At 43.5% G+C, this 23,885-nt stretch carries 19 protein-coding genes; 13 read left to right on the forward strand and 6 right to left on the reverse strand.

What is annotated here, in order from left to right; genetic code table 11:
- The first annotated feature begins 102 nt into the window (after window positions 1–102).
- The 12 genes from EJ419_RS00385 to EJ419_RS00440 all read left to right on the forward strand — a co-directional run bounded on the left by EJ419_RS00385 (window position 103) and on the right by EJ419_RS00440 (window position 13,978).
- Window positions 103–819: a uracil-DNA glycosylase gene (locus EJ419_RS00385; protein WP_131282948.1), complete on the forward strand. Its 717-nt coding sequence runs from the start codon at window positions 103–105 to the stop codon at window positions 817–819.
- Window positions 820–1,011: 192 nt separating this feature from the next.
- On the forward strand, window positions 1,012–2,106 hold the full coding sequence (locus EJ419_RS00390; protein ID WP_131282949.1) for an AAA family ATPase: 1,095 nt from the start codon (window positions 1,012–1,014) through the stop codon (window positions 2,104–2,106).
- A gap of 198 nt (window positions 2,107–2,304) precedes the next feature.
- Window positions 2,305–3,300 carry a DUF58 domain-containing protein gene (locus EJ419_RS00395; RefSeq protein ID WP_131282950.1) on the forward strand — a complete coding sequence of 332 codons (996 nt, stop codon included), beginning with the start codon at window positions 2,305–2,307 and terminating at the stop codon, window positions 3,298–3,300.
- Complete coding sequence (ccmI, locus tag EJ419_RS00400) at window positions 3,300–3,905, forward strand: c-type cytochrome biogenesis protein CcmI (RefSeq protein WP_131282951.1); 606 nt, start codon at window positions 3,300–3,302, stop codon at window positions 3,903–3,905. Before EJ419_RS00395 ends, ccmI begins: the two co-directional genes overlap by 1 nt.
- Complete coding sequence (locus EJ419_RS00405; RefSeq protein ID WP_131282952.1) at window positions 3,905–5,068, forward strand: vWA domain-containing protein; 1,164 nt, start codon at window positions 3,905–3,907, stop codon at window positions 5,066–5,068. The genes ccmI and EJ419_RS00405 overlap by 1 nt, the downstream gene beginning before the upstream one ends.
- The gene (locus EJ419_RS00410; protein WP_131282953.1) at window positions 5,068–6,114 is read left to right on the forward strand and encodes a vWA domain-containing protein; all 1,047 of its coding nucleotides are present in this window, start codon (window positions 5,068–5,070) and stop codon (window positions 6,112–6,114) included. Before EJ419_RS00405 ends, EJ419_RS00410 begins: the two co-directional genes overlap by 1 nt.
- Window positions 6,111–6,725, forward strand: a complete 615-nt coding sequence (locus tag EJ419_RS00415; protein ID WP_131282954.1) for a DUF6466 family protein — start codon at window positions 6,111–6,113, stop codon at window positions 6,723–6,725. The genes EJ419_RS00410 and EJ419_RS00415 overlap by 4 nt, the downstream gene beginning before the upstream one ends.
- A gap of 176 nt (window positions 6,726–6,901) precedes the next feature.
- Window positions 6,902–7,324 (forward strand): hypothetical protein, encoded by a 423-nt coding sequence (locus EJ419_RS00420; RefSeq protein WP_131282955.1) that lies wholly within the window; start codon window positions 6,902–6,904, stop codon window positions 7,322–7,324.
- A 169-nt stretch (window positions 7,325–7,493) separates the two neighbouring features.
- Complete coding sequence (locus EJ419_RS00425; RefSeq protein ID WP_165496177.1) at window positions 7,494–8,885, forward strand: PGAP1-like alpha/beta domain-containing protein; 1,392 nt, start codon at window positions 7,494–7,496, stop codon at window positions 8,883–8,885.
- A gap of 42 nt (window positions 8,886–8,927) precedes the next feature.
- Window positions 8,928–10,361 (forward strand): adenylosuccinate lyase, encoded by a 1,434-nt coding sequence (gene purB, locus EJ419_RS00430; RefSeq protein ID WP_131282957.1) that lies wholly within the window; start codon window positions 8,928–8,930, stop codon window positions 10,359–10,361.
- A 519-nt stretch (window positions 10,362–10,880) separates the two neighbouring features.
- Window positions 10,881–13,289 carry a lysylphosphatidylglycerol synthase transmembrane domain-containing protein gene (locus tag EJ419_RS00435; RefSeq protein ID WP_131282958.1) on the forward strand — a complete coding sequence of 803 codons (2,409 nt, stop codon included), beginning with the start codon at window positions 10,881–10,883 and terminating at the stop codon, window positions 13,287–13,289.
- A 404-nt stretch (window positions 13,290–13,693) separates the two neighbouring features.
- Window positions 13,694–13,978, forward strand: coding sequence for an HU family DNA-binding protein (locus EJ419_RS00440; protein ID WP_131282959.1), 285 nt, complete (start codon window positions 13,694–13,696; stop codon window positions 13,976–13,978).
- A gap of 573 nt (window positions 13,979–14,551) precedes the next feature.
- Here EJ419_RS00440 and EJ419_RS00445 read toward each other — a convergent pair.
- The 6 genes from EJ419_RS00445 to arc all read right to left on the reverse strand — a co-directional run bounded on the left by EJ419_RS00445 (window position 14,552) and on the right by arc (window position 22,680).
- Window positions 14,552–16,018: an Ig-like domain-containing protein gene (locus EJ419_RS00445; protein WP_131282960.1), complete on the reverse strand. Its 1,467-nt coding sequence runs from the start codon at window positions 16,016–16,018 to the stop codon at window positions 14,552–14,554.
- Between the two features lie 331 nt (window positions 16,019–16,349).
- Window positions 16,350–18,110, reverse strand: coding sequence for a proteasome accessory factor PafA2 family protein (locus tag EJ419_RS00450; protein ID WP_131282961.1), 1,761 nt, complete (start codon window positions 18,108–18,110; stop codon window positions 16,350–16,352).
- Window positions 18,110–18,361: a ubiquitin-like protein Pup gene (locus tag EJ419_RS00455; RefSeq protein ID WP_240680281.1), complete on the reverse strand. Its 252-nt coding sequence runs from the start codon at window positions 18,359–18,361 to the stop codon at window positions 18,110–18,112. The genes EJ419_RS00450 and EJ419_RS00455 overlap by 1 nt, the downstream gene beginning before the upstream one ends.
- A gap of 218 nt (window positions 18,362–18,579) precedes the next feature.
- Entirely contained in the window at window positions 18,580–19,428 is an 849-nt protein-coding gene (locus EJ419_RS00460; protein WP_131282962.1) for an inositol monophosphatase family protein, read from the reverse strand.
- Window positions 19,429–19,457: 29 nt separating this feature from the next.
- A complete protein-coding gene (dop, locus tag EJ419_RS00465; RefSeq protein WP_131282963.1) occupies window positions 19,458–21,038 on the reverse strand; it encodes a depupylase/deamidase Dop in 1,581 nt (526 codons plus the stop codon).
- A gap of 16 nt (window positions 21,039–21,054) precedes the next feature.
- Window positions 21,055–22,680 carry a proteasome ATPase gene (gene arc / locus EJ419_RS00470; protein WP_165496178.1) on the reverse strand — a complete coding sequence of 542 codons (1,626 nt, stop codon included), beginning with the start codon at window positions 22,678–22,680 and terminating at the stop codon, window positions 21,055–21,057.
- Between the two features lie 376 nt (window positions 22,681–23,056).
- On the opposite strand from arc, the gene serB reads away from it, so the two are divergent.
- On the forward strand, window positions 23,057–23,755 hold the full coding sequence (gene serB, locus EJ419_RS00475; RefSeq protein WP_240680282.1) for a phosphoserine phosphatase SerB: 699 nt from the start codon (window positions 23,057–23,059) through the stop codon (window positions 23,753–23,755).
- Window positions 23,756–23,885 lie beyond the last annotated feature (130 nt).

Here is a 23,885-nt window from a genome sequence, read left to right on the forward strand (position 1 = left end):
GCTGGTCAATTTTTAACCATTCAGTAATTCTTTTGTGCGAAACAGAGGCTATTTTTAGCCATTTTTCTAGGGTATTCTGTAACGTCAGTTAGAATATTTACTGTGAGCGAACAACTACTAAATCCAAAAACCGCACCTCTCAGTGACATCATCGACCCTTCATGGGCACAAGCACTCGCTCATGTCGAGACACGTATTCACGATATGGGGAATTTCTTGCGAGCCGAGCACTCTCATGGAGTTCAAACCCTTCCACCGGCGTCAATGATTCTTCGAGCTTTCACATACCCTCTTAACTCCATAAAGGTCCTCATTGTTGGTCAAGATCCGTACCCAACTCCAGGACATGCTGTAGGTCTAAGTTTTTCCGTTTCTCCTGAGGTTTCTCCAATACCGAAGAGCCTTATCAACATTTATAAAGAACTAGTAGATGACCTCCATGTACCCACACCATCCAATGGTGATTTAACGCCATGGGCTGATCAAGGCGTAATGCTGCTCAACCGATCACTAAGCGTGAGAGCTGGAAGCGCAAATTCGCATCAAGGTAAGGGATGGGAAATTATTACCGAAGCAGCAATTACAGCACTTAACTCAAGAACGGACGCAACAGGTAAACCTCTTCCCCTCGTTGCGATCTTATGGGGAAGTAATGCTCGCAGTCTCAAGCCGCTTCTCACTAACGCGACTATTATTGAGTCAGCTCATCCAAGTCCGTTATCCGCATATCGAGGTTTCTTCGGTTCTCGCCCATTCTCACGGGCCAATGAAGCACTTATCAAACAAGGCGCCACACCTATTAATTGGCAACTACCTTAATACTATTCGTTTGGATCTCTTCGTTTGAGTACATTACACAACGATTTACCACTCTAAAAATTGTCCAGAAATCATTTGCGAATTGCTTATATATTGGTATACATATGTAGATATTGCAGATATAGTGTGCAGATTGCTTTGCAGTTAGCGCAAAAATTCGTACATATGCACGTTATACCCTAAGGTTGAACTATGGCACTTTTTTCAGATACACCGCAAAATTCGCTCAATTCAATTCCCCCTGTACCCCGTACAGGTACCAGCGCTCATACTGCTGGAAGCACACTGTCAACTCCTAGCACACCTGAAAATCCGAAGCGCGCTATGCAATTAGCTCAACGTATGCGCGAACGTTTTTCACAAGGCCTTGTAGGACAAGAAAATTTACGTGAATCCTTAATCGTTACTTTGATAGCGGGCGGACACATCCTTATCGAATCCGTTCCAGGATTAGCAAAGACTACTGCTGCACGTCTTCTGGCTTCATGCGTTTCAGGAACATTCAAGCGTATCCAATGCACTCCCGATCTCATGCCTGCTGACCTCGTCGGCACACAGGTTTTTGATTTCGCAACTCAAAAGATGATTACTCAAATTGGCCCTGTTCATGCCAATATTGTCCTTCTTGATGAAATTAACCGCTCAAGTGCAAAAACCCAATCAGCGATGCTCGAGGCCATGGCAGAAGGAGCAACCACTATCGGCGGCGAGCGTATCGCTCTTCCACAACCTTTCATGGTTATTGCTACACAAAACCCGGTTGAAGAAGAGGGAACATATAATCTTCCTGAAGCTCAGATGGATCGATTCATGATGAAGACAGTTATGACGTATCCGACAGCCGCCCAAGAAGTAAATATGCTCTCTATGCTGAGCAATCAGACCAGCGATAGCATGTCATTCGATAATGATCCAACTCATACAATTTCTTTAAGCGATGTAACATACTTGCGAAGCGCTGCTCGAAGTGTTCACGTCAGTGACGATATTAAAAAGTATGTCGTTGATCTTATCTCAACCTCGCGTGGTGCAGGCTTTCATCCTATCAAGGGTCTCTCCTCGCTCGTTCGATTAGGCGCATCTCCTCGTGCTTCCATTAGCTTAGTTCGAGTAGCACAAGCACAAGCTTTGATGAGTGGTCGCGACTACGTCATCCCTGAGGATGTGAAATCACATGTTCATGACGTATTGCGACACCGTATTCTTATGACTTTTGAAGCACTCGCTGATGGTATTAGCGCAGATCAGGTAATTGACACTATCGTATCGACCGTTCCAGTTCCATAAAACCCATAACTTCGCGTACCGCAACTCATAATGAGCGTTGGGCATGATTCGTCTAGATTGCCTCGGTTTCCTTACAACAGAGCGCACATTATGAGAACTGACCGCATGAACGATACATCATTGGTCATATTGCATATTCCGTCATAAATACGCACCGACACAGCACAAAGCACATAACACACAGCCAAAGGATATTTAGTGGTAGCACATACGACATCCGATCCCATTCGCAGAAAGATTGAGGCATTAGGACCTCGATTGACTCTTCCAATTGTGAGAAAAGCTATGGGAATCGTCGAGGGAGAGCATCACAGCAATCGTCGCGGTTCAGGCTACGATTTCCTCGATCTGCGTCCGTATGTGATTGGTGACGAATCGCGTGCAATTGATTGGAAAGCGAGTGCACGCGCAGGTCTTCCAATTGTTGCGTCAAAAGAACACAACGCTACGAGCAACGTGTGGATGCTTATTGATACCGGTAGAGAATTAACAGGGAGCACTCCATCAGCAGAGCGACAAATTGATGTAGCGATGAATGCGCTGCGCATGTTCGCGATGCTCTCTCTAAAGCGCGCGGACAATGTGAATTTTGTTGTTGGTAATTCGCATTCGATAACCCGAATGCCATTTTCGGGCGGATATCTCGAATGCGATGCACTGCTTGATAATATTGCACACCATCCCATGCCTTATGCAAGCGATTGGGAGTCAATGCTTGATTATGCGCGGCATATTCGCGATAAATATTCCCTCATTATCATGGTCACTTCAGATACATCATGGAATGATACATCTTTAGAAACCGTAGGTCTTTTAGCACAAACTCATCCGATTGTCGTCATAAATGTGACATCGGTCAATCCCGCTGAAAGTTTTACGCGCTTCGATGCTGTTTATGATGGTCTTACGGGTAAAAGAGTGCCAGCTTTTATGAGAAATACCGTAGTGAGAGATGAAATTAACGTATCCCGGCATATGACAGTACATGAATTAGATCACCAGTTAACGTCTAAGGGTGCGACTCTCTTTAACGCTGATTCGAGCGAATCTATGTTTAATGAATTCGTCCACCGCATTTCGTTAGCTCATTCTTCCTCTACACGCGCTCTTTCTGTTGCTAAAGTTTCGGCTAACACAGCAAGCTTGGCAAGCACAGCGAACTCAATAAATGCAGGAAACGAGGTTGCTGCATAATGATTCATTTACCATCTTTCGCGCAAAATGTCACTATACTTCCGCTACGTAGTTTGAATATTCGTGAACTTAGTTTTCATGGCATCCCTCAAGCTGCCACATTTAACCAGACACCGTCCAGCGTATTTAATACGTCTATGCTCCTTATCGTTCTTGGAATTGTTCTTGCTCTTGCAATTGCTTGCATTATCATTGCTGTTATTCTATTTCTTCCTGCTCGTGCGAAAGAACGTAAAGTTGTTCAATCATCACGACATGACAATGCCACTTATAAGGCACAGGTACGCGATGTCGAGACCGAGTATACTGCAGGCGATATTAGTAAACAAGAAGCTTACCGACGACTTGCTGAAATCGCACGTCAATTTGCTTCTGATCGACTTGGAATTGATGTCACATCACACACGCTCACCGATTTGGCACAATCATCTCAGATTTCACCCGCTCTCAAGAATTCTCATGGATTAAATCTCTTGCGCACAACTATTGAGGCATTATATCCACCCGAATTTGCTTTCGAAGCAACTCACACGCGCAGTGCCAGCACCACAGTAATAGAAGCTTGTGGCTGGGTTGATGCACTTATCGAAAGGTGGGACGATTAATGAATACATTCCTCACCTCACTACAGACATTCTTACCGACACGGCTTACCTGGCCTATTGCCGGTCTACTATTTACCTTTGTCATTCTTCTCGCTATCATCATTGCTCGCTACATTGTTACACGTTTAGAACATCGTGATGAAGAATTGGAAAGCTCCGAATCTACTGATACTGATATAGCTACTGATACTGATATTCAAAGGCCTAGAGCCGATTCCGCACGTGACGCTTTTGTCTTCAACATCGAAAATGATTACCTCGGATCAGATGCCTCACGCTTTGTATCACGATATAAACGAGGAAGCATCATTGCTGTTATAACTCTTGTGGTAAGCATTCTTTGCGCGAGTTTGCTCGTATCACGCCCTTCAACAATTAATCCTCAGCAAGCAAATAATTCGTCTCGCGATATCATTCTATGCCTGGACGTCTCAGGGTCAGCATTGGCGTATGATCGGCAAATTATTGCTGCCTACTCACAACTCGTAAATAATCTTCACGGCGAACGCATCGGGCTGAGTATCTTTAACTCTACTTCTAAAACTGTTTTCCCTCTTACAGATGATTATTCTGTTATTTCGAATCAGCTCAATCATGCGTATGATTTGCTCAGTAGAGTGCAAACTCAAGAGTCTATTGACGCTATGAGCGACGAGCAATATCAAGAAGTAAATGATTGGCTTCATGGAACGCAAAACGTTGAAAATTCAACATCCTTAATTGGCGATGGATTAGTTTCCTGCACTATGATGCTACCTCAATTAGAAAATTCGTCAGCACGCAATGCTCGAAGCGCCTCAATCGTTTTAGCCACGGATAATGTGCCATCAGGTAAACAAACATTTACACTTGATGAAGCATTACAAATCGCTCATCAGGCACGAATTAATGTGGACGCTTTATACGTCGGTTCAAACCAAACAAGTAACTCTCAAGAAGCACAAGACATGAGAACCGCTATTGAAGCTAATGGTGGCACTTATGTCGATCTAAATGCCAACGACACCGTCGAAGACATAGTTCGTGATATCACTTCTACCAAATCTGGACCGCAGCTTCACGACGATTCCAGCAGCCTTATTGACGCACCAGGCTTAATCGTTCTCATCTCTATCATTGCGCTATTAGTATTCGTGATTGCTGCAGGAAGGATACGTCGATAATGTCACTAGTTTTTATTCCTGTATTCGGATGGGTGCTCTCATCAATTGTCATCATTGTCATACTGGCTACGATTACTTGGCATACCGTAAAATTTACGCGCTCACGCGTCTATAACGATGCAACTGTATGGATGCTTGCACGTCGCTGGATATTAGCTGTTGTGGCTATTGTGATGATTCTGGGGCCAAGCACGTATACATCTTCAACAATACGCGCAGTCAATGCAACGGACGTTTTTATTGCTGTCGATGTAACAGGATCGATGGCGGTCGCCGATGCTCAGTATGGCTCTAGACAATCTATTACGCGAATTCGCGCTGCGCGTGATGCGGTACACGATATTACGGATCACTATCCTGACGCGAATTTCTCAGCTATTACTTTTGGAGCTAGTTCAACCGTCTCTGTTCCGCTTACGCCAGATTCACGTGCAATCCAAACTTGGGCAGATACTTTACGAACTGAGCCGACTAATGTTTCTACTGGTTCAAGTCTTGATTCACCTTTAAATCTTTTGACTACAACTATGAGTCAGACGCAAAAGAGCCATCCTGAAGATACGATTATTTTGTATATTATTACTGATGGTGAGCAAACCACTGGTGAAGCAGTTAAGAGTTTTTCCGGGCTGCGTGCGTATACAAAAAACGCCGTTATTATTGGCGTAGGATCTCAAGAAGGTGGCCGCATTCCTCAATCTTCTTCAGGTATTTCTGTCTCCGATACAGTTTCTGAGATTAGCCAGGCTAATAGTTGGGTACAAGATCCAGACACAGGCAGTGATGGAATTTCTCAGATGAGTGAAAGTAATTTGCAAACAATTGCTGATCAAGTATCGGGAACATATGTGCATACGGATAGCACGACAACTCTTAAGAATGCACTCTCTGAGGACTCTTCTGATAGATATCGCCTCATTACGACTACTCGTCAAACTACACGACCGGTTTCTCTTATATGGTCAGTGGCGATTATCTTTACCATTATCGGATTATGGGAATTGTTTGCTTGGATGTTCACTTCACGAAAGTTGCTGACATTATGACTTTATCTAAAACTTCGACCTCTGCTACTGTTCATCCGAACAGTAAAGAGAATCCAGCCCATGCACAGAAATGCCGCGGCTCGCTTCTGTCCCGCGTTAGCACAATTATTGCAGCAATTCTCCTTAGTTGCGCTGGAATCATTGTAATAGTCAATGTACTCATAGCAAGTACATATAACCAGGCAACTGAGCAGCTTAATACTGCAATCTCTCAGTATTCTCAGAGCAATCCTGATCTAGAGCTTCTAGCTGCGAATCAAGCTCAAACTGACTCACAATTTTCCGATGCTGCTTCATTGCAGTGGCTGCAGATTCCCTCTCTTCGCGATGCCGTCAGACATAATAAATCCGTGTCAGAGGCGTTAACTAAACAGATTAATGACGACCTCAATGCGGGTAATGATTCCAACGGTAATTCTTCAGATTCGACTAACGCATCTTCGCAATCTTCTAATTCTTCAAGTTCTTCAAACTCGCAGTCGTCAGATAATTCGAATAGCCTTGATGCGGATGTTCAAGAAAGAATGAAGACCTTAACGGATAATAATTCGACGAACCAGCAAGAGTACAATCCGCAACAGCCTAAGACAACTACACGAAAGCCATGGTAGTTACTCATACTCTTCTTGCTCGTACTCTTCTTAGATGGGTGTTTTATTACGGCATTCGCAATAAAACACCCATCTTTCATATTGCGTAGTCACTAGACAAACCGGAGTTTTTCCACATTCGTTCACATTAATTTTTTAGTTCGTTCCATACAGATTATCCGTGTAACAATAAAAACATGACTCGTACATATTTCGAAAGATCTTTAGGAATTTCACCACAATTTCCGCTTACGATTGATAGCAACCAAGCTTGCGTAGCTAATAATGGGGACGATGCTTCTAGTGCGCGTACATTGGATCAGTTTGAGAAAGATAAATTTCGTCTAATCCTTCAAACTACTGGACAATTACACATGGAAAATACATGTACATGCGCGCAATTATACGAGCAAACTCGCTACGTTACATTAAGCGCACACTGTCTTGCGTTATCAACTCTTTCTGATATCAATAATGCGCTGCAACGATGTATAGCAGTGCATTGGGATGGAATTGCTGGTGAAAATTTCAAAAATAAGTGTAGAGAAATCGCAAGCTTAGCTATTCATTGCAGTGAAGAAATTCAATCTATTCAATCTCGTTATATAACGGATGGGTAAAATACAGCAAAACTCATACAGTTTGTGTTTCCTTGGACTGTTTGATTTCAGAACTTATTTCGTTGGTTTCCATGCGTACCGCGCAAAACGTCTGAACGCATGTCTTCTCATCCTTCCTCATGTCTTCTCATTACTCCCCCCATTCGCATTACAAAATGGAAGTGTTCGTATGGATTCACACACATTTACGTCAGCATACATATACGGTGGCGTGACTCACATTGAAGACCCTGAAGAAATTAATGAGTTAGCATGTATACTGACCAGTTTCTCAGAAAAGCTCATTGATGCGGCTAGTGCTTATGCGCAGTGTTATTCCTATGCACATAATCAGCTCGCTGTATTGTCTAACTGCGTAGCTCCCACTCACATACACACTTACGATATAAAAACAGCACGTCTACTTCAAGATAGCGACCAATTGCGCACTGTCTTGACAGATATCGCAGATAGGACCCGCAATATTACCGACAATCTTGAGAGGAGTCTTGATATATACTCTCATGCCGAAGCTGAGACATCTCGGATACTTCAATCGCTTGTCACCCTTGCCATGGGGATTTCTCCACTCCCCATGGCTTTAGCTCTCAGCGGTTGGAGCATATCACAAGAAGCTAGTTCGAATAGGGGCTCTTTTCAAGGCTTTCTTACGAATAATGCACAAGCTCAGCAAAGCGTTCTTCAAGGAATTGGCGATAACGTTTCCCAGGGAAACGGTATCCCCGGAGCAGCTCAAGCACTTTCTCCCGTCGCACGTATGGCACGCACTGTGTATCAGGGTAAAAGTCTAGAAGTCAATCCAATTACTGTGCATAAGCCACTCCCCCAATCGCACAGTCTTTCCGACAGTCTCAGTAATCTTGAACGTCTTTCCATAGGACAGCCCGGTAACAGTTACGCCACTATTTCTATCCAACGCTATACCCATAGTGATAATACTCATTCATGGATAGTCACCATCCCGGGAACCGATGGGCATAAAGATTCGCCTTTTGGTTGGGCGCAAAACATTAATCTCATGGCATCACATGCCTCCACTCGGGCTCAGGCAGAAAGTCAACAAGCAGTGCTTCAAGCCATGACTCAAGCTGGAATTAAAGAAACCGATGAGGTCGCACTCATCGGCCATTCACAAGGAGGAATCGTCGCAGCTTCTATCGCAAGCGATAAGACTGTCCCCTATAAGATTTCTCATGTGGTTACAGCGGGGTCGCCGGTAGCTAATCACCCAATCGATACACAGAAAACTTGGGTTACAAGTATCGAAACTGACCATGAATTAGTATCTAACTTAGATGGAAAGAATAATCCTTCCCATCCGCATTGGTTAACAATTCGTGGGAAAATAACAGATTCACCATCGGCTGCGCAATCCAGTCATGTTCCATTTTCAACACCTAAACATGAACTGTCTCATGGTATGAACTATCACGTAGCCACATATCGGAACGCACTTGAGCTCGATAGTGATGGGCTGAACGAGCATAATGAGCACTTTCGCAAGTTTACAGAAGGGAAAATGGATGAGAATTTGTATTTCACATGTCGAATTTATGAATAAATTTATGTTGTAAGCGTTTATGGCATGACGTAGGCTAGGAATATGAACTTAACTGATATCACCCCTCATATTCCATTAAGTCCTCTCGATGGCCGTTACAAGGCGGCTACTGCTCCCCTTGTCGAATATCTGAGCGAGCCAGCTCTTAATAGAGAACGCATCCACGTTGAAGTTGAATGGATGATTGAGCTTGCTAATGGCATGGGTGGCGAGTCTAATATCCCAGGCGTTCGCCCATTTTCTCATGAAGAAATCGATTACTTGCGTTCTATAGTCACTGACTTTGATAACAAAAGCATCGAAGAGCTTGCAGAAATTGAGGCGGTAACACGTCACGATGTAAAAGCAGTTGAATACTACATTGATCGTCGTTTAGACGGGGCACATGAAGTGCTTGATGAGACGCAGCTAGGTAATTTGAAGCCTCTTGTCCACTTCGCGTGCACGAGCGAAGATATTAATAATCTTTCTTACGCTTTGTGCATTAAAGGCGCAGTTGAAAATGTATGGCTTCCAGCAGCACGTCGTTTGGTTGACCGTTTGGCTACTCTTGCAGAAGAGAACCGCGATTTGCCTATGCTCAGTCTCACTCATGGGCAACCTGCCACGCCAACAACTCTAGGTAAAGAGTATGCTGTATGGGTATATCGTCTTAGCCGCCAAATTCGCGCTATCGAAAACCAAGAATACTTGGGTAAGATTAACGGTGCCACAGGTACCTTTGGTGCTCACACAGCTGCATTGCCTGATGTTGACTGGACAAGTGTGTCACATCGTTTTGTTACTCAACGTCTAGGATTAACGTGGAATCCTTTGACCACCCAAATTGAGAATCATGATTGGCAAGCAGAGCTATACAGTGCGATGAGCCACTTCAATCGTATCGCACATAATCTTGCTCAAGATATTTGGATGTATATCTCACGTGGAGTTTTCGCCCAAGTACCAGTCAAGGGCGCTACCGGATCTTCAACTATGCCTCATAAGGTAAATCCAATTCGCTTTGAAAATGCTGAAGCAAATCTCGAACTTTCCTGTGCTCTTCTTGATTCACTGAGTGCTACTCTCGTAGAATCACGTTGGCAAAGAGACCTCACAGATTCCACAACACAGAGAAATGTCGGTTCAGCGTTCGGCTACGGCATGCTTGCTTTATATAACCTCTCTGGCGGTCTTGAGTCGATTCACCCAAATAAGACTGTAATTGAGCAAGAGCTCGATAACAATTGGGAAGTTCTTGGTGAACCAATTCAAACAGCAATGCGCGCACAAGCTCTTAAGGGAATTGACGGTATGGATAACCCATACGAGCGTGTCAAAGAACTCATGCGCGGTCATTCAATCTCAGCTGATGATGTTAAGCAATTTATCGCAACGTTGAATTTCGATGAACAAACTGCGGATAGACTCTCACACCTAACCCCCGCAACGTATATCGGCCTAGCTGATACGCTTGTTGATTTCATCGAACAGTAAGCAAGAACTCGGATTTTTCGTTGGCACTTTTATTGAGGGTGATGGCACACAGCCATCACCCTCAATAATTCTAAGACCACGTATTGCATAAGGCATATGCCTCTTCGACATATTTGCCATACACTTATATCCCCAAGTTCTTTCCTAAAATGGATAAGTTCGGCAACATACCAACGATTTCTATGACATACAAAACACTTCACTGGACAAGCAAGACTTAGAACATTTGCTATAACTTGGAACTGTAATTTAGCTGAATATCCTTCGATAGTTTTAAATACCAAATGTGGATTTTCACGGACTGTTTTGGGAAAGCGAATTCTGTAATGAAAACTAAAGTAGAACTAATTTAGTGCTGTGGCTACAATTGACTTATCTCACTCATTACGTTATGCGTACTTGTGCGAGCGAAGCGTGAATGAGTACTCATGCTCATACGCGAGCATAGACGATAGGTTTTCACAGCCTTTACGGTTCAAGTACTCTTGAACCTACCAATCGACGCAGCAGAAGGGCGATATGGACGCAAAAAACGTACACGTTACTGATGTACAACCGCGCAGAGCACATGATATTTCGGATTTGGCGAATGCAGCCATCGCGCTAATCGGTGCAATTGTTCTAGCAGTCGTGTCAATTTATCTTCATGGAGTTACCAGCGGAGTCGAGCAAGACGCTCATACCGTTGGCTCTGTCCTTGATGATTGGCTCTTTGCGCTACCTCTGACTTTCATCCAACAGACAATGATGGCTATCATTATTGTCAGCGTTGTTGCCCAATTGTTGATTAATAAAGAATGGTTCCAAACGGTCGTCTCGATTGTAGGCTTTTTGCTAGGAATTACGGGAGCTGTTTTAGTTTCTTTAATCATCACCAGCGCTGGTTACGCGCCACTCATTGATGCACTGCGTTCAGCAAGTAATGTGCAAACTCTTTTGCCGGAATTATTTGCCGGTCTAACAGCATTCCTCACATGTGCAGGCCCTCGCCGGATACGTTCTTCTCTAAGCTGGAGTTGGAATGCTCTTATTATTATCGCTGCTATTCTCGTCATGCTTTCCGCTAATTCCCTAGTAGGAATGGTCATCTCCTTACTTCTCGGTCGAATGGTTGGTCTCATCATCCGCTATTTTATTGGTTCACCTAATATCGGCATTTGGGGGGATAAGATTGTCGAGGCTTCACGATCTGTGGGACTTGAGCCACAAAGTATTATCTATGCTGGAGATACTTCAACTCGATTAAATCAATACAGTGTCGATGACGACGTCACGTTTAATTCGCGTCGGTATGTTCTCACAACAACTAATAATTCCCACTTCACCGTTTCCATTGCTGACGCACAACGCCATGGCGTAAGTTATTTTCGTCAATTGTGGCAATGGATACAATTATCTGGCCTGTCTCTTCGTCACGATCGATCTGCAAGCGATATAACTCATCATCATATGATGATGCTTTTAGCTGTGCGCAACGCCAATCGCGATGCAGTTACCCCTTATGCTGTAACTGATTACAACGGTTCATCCGTTCTTTTTCTTGAGGAAAATACTGCACTTACACCTGCAGACCCGCAAACTATCGAGAAAGATGATGTGGCTAATGTCTTATCTTTCTTGGATGCAGTTCATGCGAGAGGTATCACCCACCGTCATATTTCGCTCAATTCGTTAGCACGCAATGCGCGCGGAGAATTAATTGTGGCTGGCTGGGAGAATGGTGACGTAGCAAGTAATGCATCGAATATTGCTGCAGATCGAGTGCAAATTTTAACTTTGCTTTCTACTATTTTGGGAGCAGAAGAGACAGTTGAAGCTGCTCGACAAACCTGGGATGACGATAAATTAACTGCCATCGCACCGTTCATTCAGAAAGTGCTTATTCCCTCATCAGTTCGCGAATCATCCACGTGGAATCGGAATCTGATGAAGACTCTACGTAATAGTTTGGCATCTCTCAAAACTGAAGACGACGGCGATAATATCGAATTGGTCACACTATCTCGTTTTAATCTTCGTACCTTCATAACTGCATTCCTCGTTGTCGTTGCTCTGTCTGTTATCCTCACTCAACTTAATTTGCGCGCTGTCATAGAAAGCGTTCAACACGCAAATCCCATGTTTGCAGTTCTTAGCCTTATCGCTGGATGTGCTTCATGGTTAGGATCAGCACTCACACTTGGCACTTACACTAATCGCGATAAGCGCAACTACGTGGGAATTTTCGTCTCACAAATTGCACAAAGTTTTGCTGCTGTAAGTATGCCTGCTGGAGTAGGCCCAGCTTTCGTCAATCTACGTTTTTTGCGTAAAACTGGTCATCGTAATACTGAAGCCACCGCAGCTATGAGTGCAGTCGTTGCTGTGCAATTTGCAACAACTTTTATCGTAATGGTCTTACTTGGATTATTCACTGGTAATAACGGTTTAAGCAGACTCTTGCCAACTGGAACTCTTGCTATAGTTCTTGGAGTTCTTGCACTTGTCATTGCATTAAGTATGCTTATTCCACCTGTAAGAAAGCAAATCGTCACAAGATTGCTGCCCCCAATCAAAAATTTTGCACGCCAACTAGCTTTATTATTGTATCAACCTGGAAAACTAGCGTTGGGAGCGACTGGCTCGATCTTCCAAAATCTGATGCTCGGTTTGAGTTTCTGGTCCGCTCTTCAAGCTTTTAACGTGCCAGCTAACTATATTGAAACTACTTTCCTCTTCCTCGTTGCTAATACAATTGGTTCTGCTGCTCCAACCCCAGGTGGTTTAGGCGGCGTAGAAACTTCGTTAACGGTAGCTTTCAGTGGCGTAGGCGTACCGTCTGCACTTGCTCTTTCTGCAACGCTGCTCTTTAGAGTCATGACATATTGGATTCGTATTCCTATGGGTGCAATTGCCATGAGCTGGATGGGCAAAAAGAACTTGATATAGCGGTTTGTAGCGCACGGGCTATCTCGAGGGGCCCCTTTTACAAGATTAATTCGCTACGTAGGTAAAGGTGACCCGCGTAGCGATTCTTTTTAGCTATTAACTCAGCTATCTACACGTTAGATTGCTTCATGCTTAAGTTAATAACACGTCCTTAAGTGAAATTGGTTAACTTCACCATATAATCAATAATCTGCTCCGATTTTCTCCTTCATTTCTCCACTTCTATTGGGTAAACGGGTAAAAAATATGGAAAAATTGATGAAAACCTTGTTTTTAAGTAAAAAAATTAAAAAAATTACGACTTTTTTGGCTTATTTACGCGGTTTTGGGTAGGAAATCGGGTATTATCGAGAGTGTGAAAACGGCTCCTCACTGGAGCCCCTTACAAGAAGGATGTTCATATCATGGCATATAACAAGTCTGACCTCGTTGCAAAGATTGCAAAGAAGACCAACCTCACCAAGGTACAGGCAGAAGCTGCTGTTAATGCATTCCAGGAAGTACTCGCAGAGTCCCTTCAGACAGGCGAAGGTCTGCGCCTCACTGGTGTTCTTTCCGTAGCACGCGTAGAGCGCGCAGCACGCACCGGTCGTAACCCACGTACTGGTGAAACCATCGAGATTCCAGCAAGCAAGGGTGTAAAGCTCACTGCTGGTTCTTTGTTGAAGAAGGCTGCACAGGAGAACTAGTCTTCACTACTCCTAAGTAGAATAATAGATATAGTTTTGGGGGAGAATTTCCGGATGGAAAGACTTCCCCAAAATTATATGCTTATCCGGCTGCACTAACTTAATATTTTTAAAAACTCTTTTGCAAGTGCATACCATTTTACCTGTTCGCAGTATCCGTTTCTTAGGAAAATAGCACTCACTTGCAAAATTATATTTAGATTACCCAAGCACAAACTATCTGTGCTTATGAAACTGCCAATCGAATTATTTACCGTAAAAAATATTTTTTGCAATTAAATACCACTTTTATTTGCTCGATCCAGTTATTTACCAGAAAAATGGTACGCACTTGCAAAAAGGTTATATATATTCTTAATTCGCCTATACTAATACTCTATCGTCCGCTCTTAATCTAGAGTTTTATTCTAATTCATCATCCTATCTTGCCTCACCACCCCTCACCCCTCACCAGCCACCAGCCACCAGCCACCAGCCTAATATAAATTAATACAAAAAATGGGGAAACCTCAAATAAGTTTCCCCATGCGATGCGCAATTTGAATAATTTACGCTGATAAATTATTCAAATAATCATGCGAGCTTTTTACGAGTAACTAAGACCGCAAGAGCAATAGAAGCGGTAATAGCTACACCTGTAATAAGAGCTGTCACATCACTACCAGTATTACTCAATTGTTGCTTCTTCTTTGGCTTGGTGGAGACTTCAGTTGGTGGAACTGGAGAGGTTGGAACCTTCTCATCCTCAACATTCACATAAGCAGAAAGCGAGCTACGGTCGAACTGTGCACCATTTATCTTAACTGGAGCTGCAACAGTGTATCCTTCAGGAGCCTTGGTTTCAGTGATGGTGTAATCATCACGCAGCAATCCATTAATAGTAGCTTCACCGTTGTCATCAGTGGTTACTGTTCCAACGACTTCGCCAGAGCGATCACGTGTTACGGTAAATTCTGCACCTTTGAGAGCATTACCATTCTTGTCGGTCTTCTTAATGCCAATTGTGTAATTGTAACCATTTGCGCGACCAGATACAGTTTGCCACATAACTCTGCTATGGTAGCTTTCTTCCTGTCCTGGAGTTCCATATGTAATCTTTACATCATTATTAATCGCTTCGCTCTGAACTGGCTCATGACCAAAGACTACGGCATAGGTAAGAACCACACCATCCGTACCAAGATTGCCGAGGTTGATAGTGAAATGATTACGCTGAGCATTAACGGCAATGCTTGCGCGTGCGGCTGTGATTTCTGGACTATTGCTAGCCAGCTCGTTCGTAATGTAGAAATTACCAACGGCATCACGAGCGAATGTTCCGCGCTGAATGGAAATCATTTCGTCTCCACTAGGAGTTGGTCCAGCATACCTCGCGTCTGGAGTGCTCAAAGTATCTTCGAGAACTACGTTGCTCAAATTATCACCGTGTGCATTGACACGAACATGATAAATGATTTGCTTATTTACAGGATCAATCGTTGTCCACTTAGCAAGTCGCTCATTTGGATTATCGCCTGTCCACTGACGATAGTCCACTTGACCATTCACATTGACAGTATGGTTACCATCATTGATAGTCAGTGTTTTCATACCGTAATCATTACTTGTCTCATCTTCACGGCGCATAGCTGCTTCGATAGAACCACGAATATCAGAGTGAGTCTCTGGATAATTCGTATATGTCAATACAAGCGTGCGGTTCGTGGTATTAGCATGTCCACGCGCTACTACATTTCCAGAGTTATCTTCAACATTGAAGTCCATGGTCCACGCAAACGTAAAACCTGATGGAAGAGTAAGTGTCGAAGTATCTCCCTCATGAATGATGTTATTTGGCAGTTGGAAATCCATTGTGAGCTTAACTGTCGCGCCTGCAACACTATATAATGGTGTGCTTGCAACGGAAGCACTAGTAATAATTGGCTCGTTGATTTCTGCCGCATGCGCTGATCGCACTCCAGGAACAAGTACCAAAGCACTCATAACCAAAGTTGCCACAAGCAATGAAATCTTTTTCCCTATGGACGATACTTTCATCATCCCACTTTCTCTCTATAAACCTATTACAAACCGCATGTCTTCTGCAATACAGATGACGCTCACCACGCATTTCTGCATCACGATAGGCATGTCATATCCAAGTCCACTTTACCAAGAAGAAACTGGATACGAAACCTTTAGACAGCATAGGCGTTGTCTAAAAAATGAATCATATACAATAATATCACTAAGGTTTTATAAGAGCCCACAAAAACGTAGAAGTTTGTGTTGTACGTGGGCTATATCACGTGATAGCTTCTTACAGCAAAAAATAAATCAGTCCGACTCGGTTCAAAATAGTTCAAACTATTTCAGATCAACTCAGTTCAGATTAAATCAACGGAAGCATTGGATCATCCTTGCGAGAAGTCAAAATTTCTCCCATAAATTCATCGTATTCTTCATTTGGCGAATGCTCAAAAGGATCAATCAGGTGAACTGTCATCGCCTGACGTTCTCGATTGCCAAGCATCGTGATGCTCGTCCAATCAGCAGACCACTGAACAGAATTCTTACGCGCCTGCTGAATAAAATTTCCTCTCAACCATGCGCGCGTATCGCTCGGTGGATTATGCCGAGCAGCACGTATCTCCGTCAAGGTAAATATAGGGGTTATTTTCCCATTTTTTTGTAACGCACCGATAACATCATCATGTGCTATATCATGATATGCGAAATCGATTTGAGAGATTCGGGCATCAACTGCACTCTTACCTGTCTGAGATTTAATTGTCTGAGATTCATCTGTCTGAGACTTATTTACCTGAGAATTATTTGCCGAGGAAGTACTACTCGTCTCACCATCGCCCTCGGACGTGCCCTGTGTAGCATCGTTTGCATTCAGTTTCTGAGTATTTTCACTTCTCTTTTTTATTGATTGAATCAATTGATATTTCGCTACCCAATCAACCCAGCTCGATAATTCACTAAAGTTGCCTTGACGCAAGGATTCGAGAGTTTGATGCCATAATTCCACGCAAGCAATCATATCGTTTCGCATATCTTGGGCTAAATCATTGTAATGTCTTGCGATAAATCGTCCTGCAGCATCACAATATCCTTGTTGAATATCGATTGCGGTAACTTGCATCCCAGATATCAAAGTCATCTGAGCTGAAAGACTTGTATCACGCGAAATAGAGCGCGCACATTCACCCGGTTTTTGCATAGCAAATCGAGTTAACCGATAATCTTCTCCGCGCGCTTGAGCTTCAATCATGCATAGAACAAGATGAGCACACATCATCTTCATCCATGATGCTTTCTGACTTCTATTAGAGTCCCCCACTATGACATGAAGTCTTCGATACATTCGCGAATCAGCATGAGGCTCATCACGAGTATTAATCATAGGGCGAGCACGAGTTGTTGCCGAAGAGATAGTATCTTCAAGAAAATCCGCACGTTGCGAAATCTGGAATTGACCAGCGCGAATTACACCAGTTCCAGCGAAAATCTGCCGAGTAACCAGAAATGGAATGAAGCTTTGTTCCAAATCGTTGAGTCGTACATGTCGCCGTACAAGATAATTTTCATGGCAGCCAAAGGAATTACCTTGCGAGTCGGTATTATTTTTATACATATGAACACGCAATTTTTCATTGCCTGTTCGTTCGCGAAGCGCACGTTCTGCTTGATGTGCCAAAGCGGCCATAAGGTTTTCTCCAGCTGCATCTAATCGGACAGCATCAGTAACTGTACGAGCTTCTGCAGTTGCATATTCTGGGTGAGCCCCTACATCAAGATAGAGCCTTGAACCATTTTCAATATATGTATTCGTAGAGCGTGACTGACTAACAATTGGCTCGAAGATAACTGATGCGACATGGGAAGCATCAAGCATATCACTGTCAGGCCTCTGCCCAGTAACACTTACACCATATTCGGTTTCGATACCGAAAATGCGCTCAAACGGCAGACCATGAGCGCGATTACTTAATTCATTATCATCGTTAGCACTATCTGTATCATCTACGGTGCTGGCATTCACATCGCTGGCGCCATCATTAATACCGGTAATGTCACGTGAGCCGACTAGCTCGTTAGACGTCGGCTCTTCTAGGCTATGGGTACTATCTCGAAGTTGAGGCACTACTGTCCACCTTTTTGTACAAAACTATTGACGTATTCCTCGGCATTTTCTTCAAGACTTGCTTCTATGTCATCAAGAACGGAATCTAGATCTGAAATTGCTTCAGAAAATTGATCACTACCTTGAGTAGCAATCTGTTCATTGTCCATATTAAATTCATTGTTCTCTTGATGAGATGTATACATATTCTGAGACTGCGCGCTACCAGAATTATGTGTAAAATCATTCGTTGACTGATAAGATTCAGGCATTGTCTTCCCCTCAATTCCACGTTGATACAATGACTCGCATATGTACTAATTCATATGCTCAATAATCTAACTTCTCGTTCTCGCTACTTTTACCATTGCACTCACCATCATGATCACTATCGCGTTATCATCGCACTCGATATGATAACCGCACAATTCGCAATCATTGATTAGTGATCACTTCTCTCGCATCATGACTGTCATAACGGTCATGACTGTCATGACTGTGGAAGCAAATAATCTTGCAATTCGTTGATTACGAGTCCATTAGAAGCGATGACATCATTAGTTTGATACCAACTAATTGGAGAACCATCCCACTGCCTCAAATACCCTTGCGCCTCCCACACTATGACTGCAGCAGCTGAAACAGCCGGCACATCCCAAGAATGAAGAGATGGCTCAAAGTATGCGTCATATGTGCCATCAGCTACCTTGCATAAGTCCAGTGATGCAGGACCCATACGCTTAATATCTGATGGTAGCCCTGCAAGTGCCGAAACAGTTTTTAAGGCGCGCATCGACTCGCTCGGGAAATATGACATACCAAAGCACAACACGGAATCCTTCAAACTTGCTGTCGTCGTTGGCATAATCGCTTCTCGCTTGTCGCCGAGAGCTGATTGACGGATACGAATAGCACCATATCCTTTTGCAGCTACATATGTGACATGTAATGCAGGGGCATGCACTACACCAAGTATTGGCGTAGCCTGAGCATCGTCGCCAATCTCAAAGACAGAAACAGTAATAGTCCATTCTGGCATATTCCGCATGTAGTTAATAGACCCGTCAATATGACCGATGCACCAGTAATACTGTCCTGGTACACGCTCAGAGCCAACTTCTTCCCAAAAACCATCAAGTGGATTAATCTCAGTAATTTTCTCGCGCAAATAACGGACAACTGTCTCGTCAATATCAGAAGAATACTTTTTCTTTTGAGATTCCTCGTCATCTGCTGACGCAGCTTTTAAAACATGAGGAGTAAGCTGATCTTGTGCGGCATGGCGTCCAGCATCTTGAGCAATCTTAGCTACCTGCATAGCAATCTGCTGCAAATCCATAAATTCCTCCCTGAAAGTCTGCGCATCCCCTACGCTAGTCGCGATAAAACTTCTTCTATTTTATGCTCAGCCGTAAACGTGTCTGTCATTTCTTCACGCGTGTGTTGTGCCGGATTTGCTAACGATATCACGATTGGCTTGTCGGCTTCGTTATTCGAAAAAATAGCTGAATCCCAAGAAATCGCTGTGAGATAAGGTGCATATTTTTGCAAGCACATACCACGTGTATATGCACGAGTATTATCCGGCGGATTTCCCATAGCATAAGAAATAGCTGCATCCGAAGCGATTTTTTGCGTACGAGATGAAATTTTATTCCATAATGAATTGGTACCCATTTGCGCCCAGGAGATATCCATTGCTTGCATAAGAGGATTATCCCAAGCACATTCCTTTCGACGGCGCATCGATTCTAGAATTTGCCATTTAGCGAACCATTCTAAACGCGCAGCAGATTCTTTAAGAGTAAGTCTTTCATTGTCATCAGCATGAATGAGTTGCGCTATATCTTTAAGGGCCTGAGCCCACAAATCCATAATTTCTTTCGTTTCATCATCTGGCCACAATGGCTCTCCACGCGAGTCTGTTTCATACACAGCTGCAGCAATGCTATAAATCCACGAACGCAATCGTAATTGGCATTGAAAAGCTGTAAGATCTTCACCGCCATACATTTCAAGTGCGTGGGTTAGAGCTAAATCATGTGACACCTCATGCATAGCATTCACTGGATGTTTCAAAGTCATAGATTGCAAAAAATCATCATAGCTTATTTCACGCTGCACGCATTCTTCAAGTGCCCACAGAAGAAGACTAGTCGTTCCTAATTTAAGAATTTCAGGTACATCCATTCTATTCGCATCGCCTGTAATGACATGAAAACGACGATATTCGCTAGTCGAATGCGATTCATCGCGGGTATTAACGATTGGCCTATCATATGTCGTTTGCAAGCCAATGTCTGTCTTAAAATAATCAGCTCGTTGACTTATTTGGAAACCAGCTTTTTCGCTTTTCTCCCCAATTCCTACTCGCCCCGTGCCCGTATAGATTTGCCGCGTAACCGCATGAGTCGTAAAAATCGTTGCCAAATGATTAAAGCTAACAGCACGTTTAACTTGATAATTTTCATGACTTCCCCAGCTCGATCCTTTACCATCTACGTTATTTCGATAAAGGGTAAGCGGTAATTGTGCGTTTGAATCGTCATGCGTAGATTGCGCTGCTTCATGCATAATTGCATCGCCTGCGCGGTCATATATTAATGCCTGTTGCGGAGTCAGTACCTCGGGCGATGAATATTCAGGATGAGCGTGATCAACGTAAATTCTTGCTCCATTTGGTTGAGGCACATTTGTCGATCGAAAATTTTCGCGGTCAGTCAGTAAATCAGAATTCACATGCGCTCGTGGCATATGAAAACCGCGAGCATCATGAACCGGATCTTCAAAACCGTAATCCCACATGACGTGACGAAGATGTGGGTTACGTTTCGCCACTGCCTGAATCTGTTCAAAAGATAGCAAGGCATGATTTTCGTGAGCGGCCGAATTGCTTGTACAACTGATTCCATATTCCGTTTCTATGCCCATAATGCGTTTTACTGTCACGCTAATTCCCCCATCCTTACAGCTCCTCCATGCTTACAGCACGAATCGAACGTCCTCCTAGGTCAAGGAGCATTCCCCATCCTTGAGTTGTAGTATGCGCGCACGTATTGTATATGTCCACGAATTCGTCTTGAACTGCGGAATGCATAATCTGAGTGTCGAGAAGCACACGTTGATGCGAGTCTAAAGTTTCTGATGGTTCTGCGGAATTCGACTTATCTATTAACTTATCTTTCGAATTATCAATTGTGTCGCTCAAGCCCGCCATGTTCGAATTCATATCATCGTGAACGAGGGATTTTTTGATTGCTTTCATTTTTGCACGATCAATAATATTCTTTAAATGCGCTCCCGAGATCAGATCACACATATGAATTTGCATTACTACATCGTCGCAGTGCAAATGCGCAATGACTCGCGTAGGATCAAAGATATCCTCAATTACTGAATCTACCAGTGAATCCACATTAGAATCAACTGTCATGCGTGCATCAATATAATGGGAAATAATAGCTCGAGATGCCACTTTATTTGGTGAGCCAATTGGAATTTTAATATCCAATCGTCCCGGTCGTAAAACAGCAGGATCGAGCATATCTAAGCGATTAGATGCGCCAATAATAATAACATTCTTCAGATCTTCTAAGCCATCAAGTTCTGCCAAGAATTGAGGAACCACAGTCGTCTCGACATCAGAGGAAACGCCAGAACCACGGGTACGCAATAATGAATCCATTTCATCAATGAATATAACTACTGGCTGTCCTTGAGAAGCCAATTCGCGAGCGCGAGCAAAGACCATACGAATCATATGCTCTGCCTCACCCACAAACTTACTCAAAACTTCTGGACCCTTGACTGAAAGGAATGCTCCGCGAGAATCCTGAGCCAGCGAATGCGCTACAGCTTTTGCAAGTAACGTCTTTCCATTGCCCGGAGGACCATAGAGCAAAATTCCTTTAGCTCCTTGTAACCCATAAAATGCATATAAATCTCGATGTGCAAACGGTAGTTGTACTGCATCTTGGATTTGGCTAATTTGCTTATCCAATCCGCCGATATCCTCAAAACTAGTCTGTGGATATTCTTCAAGAAGAAGCTCTTCTGCCTTATTTGATTCCATCAATTGGACAGCGAATTCAGTGCTGTCATCGAGCATCACTGTATCATCGCGTTCGACTACCTCGTTCATTAAAGTATATGCTCGACGAACTATGCTCGTATTACCACTCACATCACGAATCAGTAAGCGCATACCTTCCAGGACTTGCACAACTGTTACGACACGTCCTATGGCTAGAAAATCATCAGCTCGCACAACACGCATGTTCTCATCTAAGAGGACACTTTGTCCTGCTCGAAGTTGCATCGCATTAACCTGAGGCGCGACATTAACCACGAGATGTCTATGATTAGATATTACCTCTGCGGTAACTAGTGAAGTACCCTTCACCGTACGCTGAGAATCAATTCGTACGAAAGTAGCACGAGTCATAGGTGGATTACTCAGTGCACTCATCTTTTCACGGGCTTCTTGTAATTGCTCGGTTGCCTTCCGTAACGCCTGAGCCAATGAATGATTACGCTGACGCAGCTGATCCATATGTGTGGTCATCTCGTTAATCTGATCTTCTGCTTGCATAATTCCTCCTATGCGCATATCCACTGTACAAGCTTCCCGATTCTTCAGATGGGCATATCTGCTTCTTCGTTGGAATGCCGTTCCAATACTGGCAAATGTTCTATGCCATTTTACGCTTTATGACATGCCATGATGTTTCGTCTCACAGTAAAATCTCGCAGTGAAATTTACATAGTCAGATTTCACAGTAAAATTTCACTGCATGGAATTACTCGTCATAGCCGCTCCAGTAAAGCTATATCACAACTCCAGTTAGATATATGTAACTATACGCTAACTATACAGAGACAACTGCGTACACGCATTATCTTCTTAAAAGATTATCGCAATGTGGAATTACTCACCATCTCGCCTTTGTTTAAGCTAATATCGAGTCATGGCACTGATTACACGCAATCCCATCTCGAACGCTTCTCATGACATGAAACGCCTGCTCGTTATGGATATCGACTCTACCCTTATTGAAGAAGAGGTCATTGACGAGCTGGGCAAAACATGCGGCTTAGGTGATCAGATTAGCGCTATTACTGCACGTGCGATGAACGGTGAAATTGATTTTCGACAGGCTATCGCTCAAAGAGTTCATCTTCTTCGAGGATTGACTACGAGCATCTTCGACGATGTTTTTAACACTCTGCACATAACGAATGGCGCCCGGGAACTTATTGACACCGCTCACCATCGTGGTTGGAAAGTAGGCGTTGTATCAGGCGGTTTCCATGAAGTTGCGGATAAACTCGTTGAGGAGTTATCTATTGATTATTGCTACGCGCATTCATTAGGCACGATGAGCGTTGATGGTCGCGTAGTATTGGATGGCACCTTAGCTTCAGATGTTGTTACCAAAGAAACCAAACTTCGCAAGCTGAAAGAATGGGCAGCTCTTAACGATATAGATATGAGAAATACGATTGCTATTGGTGACGGCGCTAACGATATTCCTATGATTACAGAAGCTGGTATCGGAATTGCATTCTGCGCGAAACCAATAACCCGTCAGGCCGCTCCGTTTCATATTGATGAGCGGGATTTATCCCTTGCCTTGCGCATTATCGATACGCAAGCTGTTCTATGATACGTAGTTGGTTTCATAGCTAGCATCTCATAACGAGCATTTGCTAAATGCTCGTATTTATGCTCTTTACATCCAACGTATGCACATGAGCTGTGAAGTCCTGCATTTCGTGCTTCCGTGCTTAGATATT

The sequence above is a fragment of the Alloscardovia theropitheci genome (assembly GCF_004332295.1).
GTDB classification, from domain to species: Bacteria; Actinomycetota; Actinomycetes; order Actinomycetales; family Bifidobacteriaceae; genus Alloscardovia; species Alloscardovia theropitheci.

Excerpts from the sequence above, each read along its gene's own strand:
- EJ419_RS00410 (WP_131282953.1), top strand. The coding sequence starts at position 5,068 with ATGTCACTAGTTTTTATTCCTGTATTCGGATGGGTGCTCTCATCAATT.
- purB (WP_131282957.1), top strand. The coding sequence starts at position 8,928 with ATGAACTTAACTGATATCACCCCTCATATTCCATTAAGTCCTCTCGAT.
- ccmI (WP_131282951.1), top strand. The coding sequence starts at position 3,300 with ATGATTCATTTACCATCTTTCGCGCAAAATGTCACTATACTTCCGCTA.
- EJ419_RS00425 (WP_165496177.1), top strand. The coding sequence starts at position 7,494 with ATGGATTCACACACATTTACGTCAGCATACATATACGGTGGCGTGACT.
- EJ419_RS00420 (WP_131282955.1), top strand. The coding sequence starts at position 6,902 with ATGACTCGTACATATTTCGAAAGATCTTTAGGAATTTCACCACAATTT.
- serB (WP_240680282.1), top strand. The coding sequence starts at position 23,057 with ATGGCACTGATTACACGCAATCCCATCTCGAACGCTTCTCATGACATG.
- EJ419_RS00435 (WP_131282958.1), top strand. The coding sequence starts at position 10,881 with ATGGACGCAAAAAACGTACACGTTACTGATGTACAACCGCGCAGAGCA.
- arc (WP_165496178.1), bottom strand. The coding sequence starts at position 22,680 with ATGCAAGCAGAAGATCAGATTAACGAGATGACCACACATATGGATCAG.
- EJ419_RS00445 (WP_131282960.1), bottom strand. The coding sequence starts at position 16,018 with ATGATGAAAGTATCGTCCATAGGGAAAAAGATTTCATTGCTTGTGGCA.
- EJ419_RS00405 (WP_131282952.1), top strand. The coding sequence starts at position 3,905 with ATGAATACATTCCTCACCTCACTACAGACATTCTTACCGACACGGCTT.
- EJ419_RS00390 (WP_131282949.1), top strand. The coding sequence starts at position 1,012 with ATGGCACTTTTTTCAGATACACCGCAAAATTCGCTCAATTCAATTCCC.
- EJ419_RS00415 (WP_131282954.1), top strand. The coding sequence starts at position 6,111 with ATGACTTTATCTAAAACTTCGACCTCTGCTACTGTTCATCCGAACAGT.
- EJ419_RS00455 (WP_240680281.1), bottom strand. The coding sequence starts at position 18,361 with ATGCCTGAATCTTATCAGTCAACGAATGATTTTACACATAATTCTGGT.
- EJ419_RS00440 (WP_131282959.1), top strand. The coding sequence starts at position 13,694 with ATGGCATATAACAAGTCTGACCTCGTTGCAAAGATTGCAAAGAAGACC.
- EJ419_RS00460 (WP_131282962.1), bottom strand. The coding sequence starts at position 19,428 with ATGGATTTGCAGCAGATTGCTATGCAGGTAGCTAAGATTGCTCAAGAT.